Genomic DNA, 7,864 nt, shown 5'->3' with positions numbered 1-7,864 from the left:
CTCCTGGCACGTCCTCACCGACCCCGGCCCGTCAGACGTGTCGGGCGGCTCGCGTTGCCCGCACACCCCAACCGCACCTCACGATCCTCGGACGGAAGCACCTCCATGAGCCTGCACGGTCTCCTCGACGCCGTCGTCAAGGACGCGGCCCTCACCGAAGCGGTGAAGGCCGCCGSCGACGGCAACCGCATGCACGTCGACCTGGTCGGCCCACCCGCCGCCAGGCCGTTCGCGGTCGCGGCCCTGGCCCGTGAGGCGGGCCGCACGGTCCTGGCGGTCACCGCCACCGGCCGCGAGGCCGAGGACCTCGCGGCCGCCCTGCGCTCGCTGCTCCCGGCCGACACGGTCGTGGAGTACCCGTCCTGGGAGACGCTGCCGCACGAGCGCCTGTCCCCCCGCAGCGACACCGTCGGCCGCCGGCTCGCGGTCCTGCGCAGGCTGGCCCACCCCCGCTCCGACGACCCGGAGACCGGCCCGGTCTCCGTGGTGGTCGCCCCCGTCCGCTCGGTCCTCCAGCCGCAGGTCAAGGGCCTGGGCGACCTGGAGCCCGTGGCCCTGCGGACCGGACAGAGCGCCGACCTGGGCGCCGTCGTGGAAGCCCTCGCGGCCGCCGCGTACGCCCGCGTGGAGCTGGTCGAGAAGCGCGGCGAGTTCGCCGTGCGCGGCGGCATCCTGGACGTCTTCCCGCCCACCGAGGAACACCCGCTGCGCGTGGAGTTCTGGGGCGACGACGTCGAGGAGATCCGCTACTTCAAGGTCGCCGACCAGCGCTCCCTGGAGGTCGCCGAGCACGGGCTGTGGGCGCCGCCCTGCCGGGAGCTGCTGCTCACCGACGAGGTAAGGGAGCGGGCCGCCCGGCTCGCCGAGGAGCACCCCGAGCTGGGCGAGCTGCTCGGCAAGATCGCCGAGGGCATCGCGGTCGAGGGCATGGAGTCCCTCGCCCCGGTCCTCGTCGACGACATGGAGCTGCTCGTCGACGTCCTGCCCGAGGGCGCCATGGCGGTGGTCTGCGACCCGGAGCGGGTGCGGACGCGCGCCGCGGACCTGGTGGCGACCTCGCAGGAGTTCCTCCAGGCGTCCTGGGCGGCCACCGCGGGCGGCGGCGAGGCCCCGATCGACGTGGACGCCGCGTCCCTGTGGTCCATCGCGGACGTCCGGGACCGGGCCCGCGAGCTGGACATGATGTGGTGGTCGGTGTCGCAGTTCGCGGCCGACGAAGAGCTGGACGCTGACACCCTGAAGCTCGGGATGCACGCGCCCGAGACCTACCGGGGCGACACCGCCAAGGCGCTGGCCGACACCAAGGGCTGGCTCGCGGACGGCTGGCGCACGGTGTTCGTCACCGAGGCGCACGGCCCCGCCGCCCGGACCGTCGAGGTGCTCGGCGGCGAGGGCATCGCGGCCCGCCTGGAGTCGCAGCTCGACACGCTCGTCCCCTCGGTGGTGCAGGTGTCCTGCGGCTCCATCGACCACGGGTTCGTCGACCCGGCGCTGCGCCTCGCCGTGCTCACCGAGACCGACCTGACCGGGCAGAAGGCCGCCGGCAAGGACGGCACCCGGATGCCGGCCCGCCGCAGGAAGACCATCGACCCGCTGACGCTGGAGACGGGCGACTACATCGTCCACGAGCAGCACGGCGTCGGCCGCTACATCGAGATGGTCCAGCGGACCGTGCAGGGCGCGACCCGCGAGTACCTCGTGGTGGAGTACGCGCCCGCCAAGCGCGGCCAGCCCGGCGACCGCCTCTACATCCCCACCGACCAGCTGGAGCAGATCACCAAGTACGTGGGCGGCGAGGCCCCGACGCTGCACCGGCTCGGCGGCGCCGACTGGACCAAGACCAAGGCGCGCGCCAAGAAGGCCGTCAAGGAGATCGCGGCGGACCTCATCCGGCTGTACTCGGCCCGCATGGCGGCCCCCGGGCACGCCTTCGGCGCCGACACGCCCTGGCAGCGCGAGCTGGAGGACGCGTTCCCGTACACCGAGACGCCCGACCAGCTCACCACCATCGCCGAGGTGAAGGACGACATGGAGAAGACGGTCCCGATGGACCGGCTGATCTGCGGCGACGTGGGCTACGGCAAGACGGAGATCGCGGTCCGCGCGGCCTTCAAGGCGGTCCAGGACGGCAAGCAGGTGGCCGTGCTGGTGCCCACCACACTGCTGGTGCAGCAGCACTTCGGGACGTTCAGCGAGCGCTACTCGCAGTTCCCCGTCAACGTCAGGGCCCTGTCGCGCTTCCAGTCCGACACCGAGTCGAAGGCGACCCTGGAGGGGCTGCGGGAGGGCTCGGTGGACGTCGTCATCGGCACCCACCGCCTGTTCTCCTCGGAGACGAAGTTCAAGGACCTGGGCCTCGTCATCGTCGACGAGGAGCAGCGCTTCGGCGTCGAGCACAAGGAGCAGCTGAAGAAGCTGCGCGCGAACGTGGACGTCCTGACCATGTCCGCCACCCCGATCCCGCGCACCCTGGAGATGGCGGTGACGGGCATCCGCGAGATGTCGACGATCACCACGCCCCCGGAGGAGCGGCACCCGGTCCTGACCTTCGTCGGCCCGTACGAGGAGAAGCAGATCGGCGCCGCGGTGCGCAGGGAGCTGCTGCGCGAGGGCCAGGTCTTCTACATCCACAACCGGGTCGAGTCGATCGACCGGGCGGCGGCCAAGCTGCGCGAGATCGTGCCGGAGGCGCGGATCGCCACCGCCCACGGCCAGATGTCCGAACAGGCCCTGGAGCAGGTCGTCGTCGACTTCTGGGAGAAGAAGTTCGACGTGCTCGTCTCGACGACCATCGTGGAGTCGGGCATCGACATCTCGAACGCGAACACGCTGATCGTGGAGCGCGGCGACAACTTCGGCCTCTCCCAGTTGCACCAGCTGCGCGGCCGGGTGGGGCGCGGCCGCGAGCGCGGGTACGCGTACTTCCTCTACCCGCCGGAGAAGCCGCTCACCGAGACGGCCCACGAACGGCTCGCGACCATCGCCCAGCACACCGAGATGGGCGCGGGCATGTACGTGGCGATGAAGGACCTGGAGATCCGCGGCGCCGGCAACCTGCTGGGCGGCGAGCAGTCCGGGCACATCGCCGGGGTCGGCTTCGACCTGTACGTCCGCATGGTGGGCGAGGCGGTGGCCGACTACCGCGCCCAGATGGACGGCGGGGKGGAGGACGAGCCGCCGCTGGAGGTCAAGATCGAGCTGCCGGTCGACGCGCACGTCCCGCACGACTACGCACCGGGCGAGCGGCTGCGCCTGCAGGCCTACCGCGCGATCGCCTCGATCAACTCCGAGGAGGACGTCAAGGCGGTGCGCGAGGAGCTCGTCGACCGCTACGGGAAGCTGCCCGAGCCGGTGGAGAACCTGCTGCTGGTGGCGGGGCTGCGGATGCTCGCGCGGGCCTGCGGGGTCGGCGAGGTCGTCCTGCAGGGCAACAACGTCCGGTTCGCGCCGGTGGAGCTGCGCGAGTCGCAGGAGCTGCGGCTGCAGCGGCTGTACCCGGGCTCGGTGATCAAGCCGTCCGTGCACCAGGTGCTGGTGCCGCGCCCGAAGACGGCGAAGGTGGGCGGCAAGCCGCTGCTCGGCCGGGAGCTGCTGGGATGGACGGGTGAGTTCCTGGCCTCGATCCTGGGCTCGTAGCCGCCCCGTCCCGCCCTGTCCCTTCGTACCTGCTCTACCCGCTGTGCCCGCACCACCGAGCCGTCCGCGCGCCCCCGAGCGCCCGGGTCGGTACGGTGAAGTGCGGGCACAGCGGGTAGAGCAGGTACGGAGCGTGTGCCGCAGAGGCGCAGGCACAGGCAGAAGCAGCAGCGGGTGCGGGAAGGCCGCCCGGTCGGGGCCCGCCCGGACCGGCAGGGAAAAGGAGTGTCCGTGACGTTCTGGACCAGGACCGCCGGCGTCGCGGCCCTGCTGATCGCCGCGACCGGCTGCACGGTGGAGTCGACCGGCGCCGGATCCGGGGAGACCACGGGCGCGGGCGGACCGGCCCTGGCCGCCGTCGACTCGCTGACCGTCAAGGGACGGGCCCCCAAGACGGGGTACGACCGGGACAAGTTCGGCACGCCCTGGGCCGACACCGACTCGAACGGCTGCGACACCCGCGACGACATCCTCAAGCGGGACCTGAAGGAGGTGACGTTCAGCGACGGCGAGTGCAGCGTGCGCTCGGGGCGGCTCGACCCCGACCCCTACACCGACGCGGACGTCACCTTCGAGCGCGGCGGGCGCAGCGAGGTCGACATCGACCACCTGGTCGCGCTGTCGGACGCCTGGCAGAAGGGCGCCCAGAAGTGGGACGCGAGCAAGCGCATAGCGCTGGCCAACGACCCGCTGAACCTCCTCGCGGTCGACGCGGGCCGCAACCGCAGCAAGGGCGACGGGGACACCGCGACCTGGCTGCCGCCGCACAAGGCGTACCGCTGCACGTACGTGGCCGGGCAGGTGGCCGTGAAGAAGAAGTACGAGCTGTGGGTCACCGCCGCCGAGAAGGCCGCCATGAAGAAGGTGCTGTCCACCTGCCCCGGGCAGAAGCTCCCCTCGGGCGGCACACCGACGCGGGCGCCGAGCAGGTTCCACGCGGGCTGAGCGCACCGCGGCGGACCGGGGCGGCGGGCGCCGCGGGTCCGGGTGAAATCCGTTCGCCCGCGGTCCGCCCGGTGCCTACCGTGTCCGGCATGGTGCTGACGATCGCGAGCCTGGCCGAGCGCCCGGAGATGCTCGACCGGGTGACGGGGATGGCCGACACCTGGCCCGCCTTCCTGCGCAACGACCTCGTGGGCAACGCGCACTACGGCCGGATCGCCAGGGAACTGCCGGAGTACGTGCTGTTCGCCGAGGACGCGGACGGCGAGGTGGTGGCGCACGCCTACAGCGTGCCGTTCGCCCTCGGGGACGAGGGGGCGGGCGCGCTGCCGCCGCGGGGCTGGGACGAGATCCTGGTGTGGGCGTTCGGTGACCTGCGCAGGGGCGTCGTGCCCGACACGGTGAGCGCGATCTCGGTCGTGGTGGCCCCGCACGCGCAGGGCACCGGCCTGTCGGGGCGGATGCTCGCGGCGATGCGCGACAACGCCCGGGGGCGGGGCTTCGGCGAGGTCGTCGCGCCCGTGCGGCCCAGCGCGAAGCACCTGGAGCCGCGTACGCCGATGGAGGAGTACGCGTTCCGCACGCGCGGCGACGGGCTGCCGCACGATCCGTGGCTGCGGGTGCACGTCCGGGCGGGCGGGCGCGTCGAGGCGGTCGCCCCGGCGTCGATGACCGTTGCCGCGTCGCTCGACGAGTGGCGGGGGTGGACGGGCCTGCCGTTCGACGAGGAGTGCCTGGTCGAGGTCCCCGGTGCGCTGGTGCCGGTGCACTGCGAGCCGGCCCACGGGTACGCGGTGTACGTCGAGCCCAACGTATGGGTGCGGCACGTGCTCTGACGCGGGCGCACCCACCACTCCGTCAGCCGCCCAGCGCGTCCAGGTCGATGACCTTGCCCTCGGGCGCGCCGGCCGGGACCGGCTTCTCGAAGTCGCCGAAGGTGACCGTGCCCGGGTCGTCGGCGGACCTGCTGACGACCTTGAGCAGGTAGGGCTTGCCCTCGGTGGCGACGTACAGCGTGTACGTGTCCTTGCCCTCCTTCTCGTGCAGGACGAGTGCCGGGGTGCCGTCGACGGTGGTCGTCCTGCCGCGGGTGGCGTCGGAGTCGACGTCCTCGAAGTCGGCGAGGACGGTGTCGAGGTCGCAGAAGCCCGCCATCTCCTCGGCGTCCGCACCGGTCGCGGAGGTCTTGGTCCACTTCCCGGCGAGCATGTCCACCACCGCGTCGGTCTCCGCCTTCGAGGAGCCCTCGTCCTGGGCGCGCAGGAACTTTTCGTCGTACTTCATGTAGAGGGTGTCGGCGGTCTTCCTCAGCTCGGCCTCGCCCTCGCCGCCGGCGCTCACGGTGCCGGCGCAGCGGCCCTTCTTGTCGAGGGCCATGTCCAGGCCGACGCGGCTGCCGTCGTCCTGGATGTCGCCCTTCATGCGCAGCGACGAGGCGTTCGAGGTGGCCTCGACGGCCCGGTCGGCGATCTCGCCGCCGGTCAGCCCGGCGAAGGGTCCCTTCGGTTTGCTGTCCGCCTCGTCCTCGCCGGGCAGGCAGCCGGTGAGCGACACGGCCGCGGTGGCGGCGAGGCAGAGAGCGGCGAGAGCGGTACGGCGCATGACGGGTCCTTGGATGTCGAGAGGTGTGGGGACGGCCGGGTACGGCCGCCTCGTACGGCGGCCGTTCATCCGATGGGTCAATCACAGCAGAGCTTGTGAACCGAGTCAACACGGTTCACGGAAGCCATTGCGTACACGTCCGTGAATGGGTAGATCTTGCGTACGCCGCTATGCTCGGCGCCACATCGGACGAGGGGAGCGGGCTCGGTGCAGGAGAACGGGACAGAGGTCACCGCGGCCGGGATCGCCCGGCTCGCCGGGGTCGGCAGGGCCGCCGTCAGCAACTGGCGCCGCCGCCACGCCGACTTCCCCCGGCCCGTCGGCGGCACGGAGACCAGCCCCTCCTTCGCCCTCGCCGAGGTCGAGGAGTGGCTGCGCGCCCAGGGCAAACTGGCCGAGGTCCCCCTGCGCGAACGGGTCTGGCAGCAGGTCGCCGGACATCCGCAGGGCCCCGTCACCGCCCTGGTCCACACGGGCTGCGCCCTGCTGCTCCTGCACGACCGGCCCACGGTCTGGCTGGAGCTGACCGCGGGGTCCGACGAACGGCTCGCCGACCTGCTGCCCGGCCCGCTCGACCAGGTCCTCACCCCGCACTTCGGAGCGCTCCGCAAGCGGGCCGTCGCCACCCCGGACGCCGCGCAACTGCGGTCCTCGGCAGCCCTGTTGCGCGCCGCCGGCGACCTCGCCGCCGAACTGGGCGCCCGCAAGGCGTACGAGTTCCTGCTCGGCCGCCACCTCGACGCCAACCCGCGCCAGTACACGCTCACGCCGTCCGGCCTCGCCGCCCTGATGGCCGACCTCGCCGGACCCGCCGGGAAGGTCCTGGACCCGGCCTGCGGCACCGGCGCCCTGCTGCGCGCGGCCGCCGCCCTCCAGGACACCGGGGGCACCGCAGGCACCGGGGAACAGCAGCTGTACGGCCAGGACAGCGCACCGGAACTCGCCGCGCTCAGCGCCCTGCGGCTCGCCCTCCACACCCGGGCCGCCGTGCGCACCGCCGCCGCCGACACCCTGCGCGAGGACGCGTACGGCAGCCTCAGGGCCGACGCCGTCCTGTGCCACCCGCCGTTCAACGAGCGCAACTGGGGGCACGACGAACTGGCCTACGACCCGCGCTGGGAGTACGGCTTCCCGGCCCGCACCGAGTCCGAACTGGCCTGGGTGCAGCACGCGCTGGCCCGGCTCAGGGACGGCGGCACCGCCGTCCTGCTGATGCCGCCCGCCGCCGCCTCCCGCCGCTCGGGCCGCCGCATCCGCGCCGACCTGCTGCGCCGCGGCGCCCTGCGCGCGGTGATCGCCCTGCCCCCCGGCGCCGCGGCTCCGCACAACCTCCCGCTCCACCTGTGGGTGCTGCGCCGGCCCGCCGCCACCGGCCGGCCGGCGCACCCCGAGGTGCTGCTCGCCGACACCGCCGGGTACGCCGCGGACGGCCGCGGCGCACTCGACTGGCCGGCCCTGCGCACCGCCGTCCTCGACGCCTGGCGCCCCTTCGACCGCACCGGCACCGCGCCGGAGCAGCCGGGCGTCAGCCGCTGCGTACCGGTCATCGAACTCCTCGACGACGACGTCGACCTGGCCCCGGCCCGCCATCTGCCGCCCCCCGCGGCCGGCGGCGGCGCCGAGCGGCTCGGGGACGTGCGCGACCGCCTGGGCGAGACGCTCCGGCTGGCCCGCCGCCTCACCC

The 7,864-nt window shown here is 73.3% G+C and carries 5 protein-coding genes; 4 read left to right on the top strand and 1 reads right to left on the bottom strand.

All coding sequences use genetic code 11. The features are described from left to right. Positions 1 to 105: 105 nt before the first annotated feature. The 3 genes from mfd to FGF04_RS29190 all read left to right on the top strand — a co-directional run bounded on the left by mfd (position 106) and on the right by FGF04_RS29190 (position 5,414). The gene (mfd, locus tag FGF04_RS29200; RefSeq protein WP_149514288.1) at positions 106 to 3,636 is read left to right on the top strand and encodes a transcription-repair coupling factor; all 3,531 of its coding nucleotides are present in this window, start codon (positions 106 to 108) and stop codon (positions 3,634 to 3,636) included. A 231-nt stretch (positions 3,637 to 3,867) separates the two neighbouring features. Continuing rightward, entirely contained in the window at positions 3,868 to 4,581 is a 714-nt protein-coding gene (locus FGF04_RS29195) for an HNH endonuclease family protein (RefSeq protein WP_149514287.1), read from the top strand. Between the two features lie 89 nt (positions 4,582 to 4,670). Continuing rightward, entirely contained in the window at positions 4,671 to 5,414 is a 744-nt protein-coding gene (locus FGF04_RS29190) for an N-acetyltransferase (protein ID WP_188114275.1), read from the top strand. 22 nt (positions 5,415 to 5,436) lie between these two features. Here FGF04_RS29190 and FGF04_RS29185 read toward each other — a convergent pair whose 3' ends face one another. Continuing rightward, the gene (locus FGF04_RS29185; RefSeq protein WP_149514286.1) at positions 5,437 to 6,180 is read right to left on the bottom strand and encodes a hypothetical protein; all 744 of its coding nucleotides are present in this window, start codon (positions 6,178 to 6,180) and stop codon (positions 5,437 to 5,439) included. Positions 6,181 to 6,387: 207 nt separating this feature from the next. On the opposite strand from FGF04_RS29185, the gene FGF04_RS29180 reads away from it, so the two are divergent. After that, positions 6,388 to 7,864, top strand: a 1,477-nt coding sequence (locus FGF04_RS29180) for an N-6 DNA methylase (protein ID WP_149514435.1), incomplete at its 3' end; no start/stop codon positions are given.

Origin of the sequence: Streptomyces apricus, assembly GCF_008369065.1 — a bacterium.
GTDB classification, from domain to species: domain Bacteria; phylum Actinomycetota; class Actinomycetes; order Streptomycetales; family Streptomycetaceae; genus Streptomyces; species Streptomyces apricus.
This window is presented reverse-complemented; position numbering and strand designations above follow the sequence as displayed.

What these genes read in the sequence shown, in the direction of transcription:
- FGF04_RS29185 (WP_149514286.1), bottom strand. Translation starts at nt 6,180, where the DNA reads ATGCGCCGTACCGCTCTCGCCGCTCTCTGCCTCGCCGCCACCGCGGCC.
- FGF04_RS29190 (WP_188114275.1), top strand. Translation starts at nt 4,671, where the DNA reads ATGGTGCTGACGATCGCGAGCCTGGCCGAGCGCCCGGAGATGCTCGAC.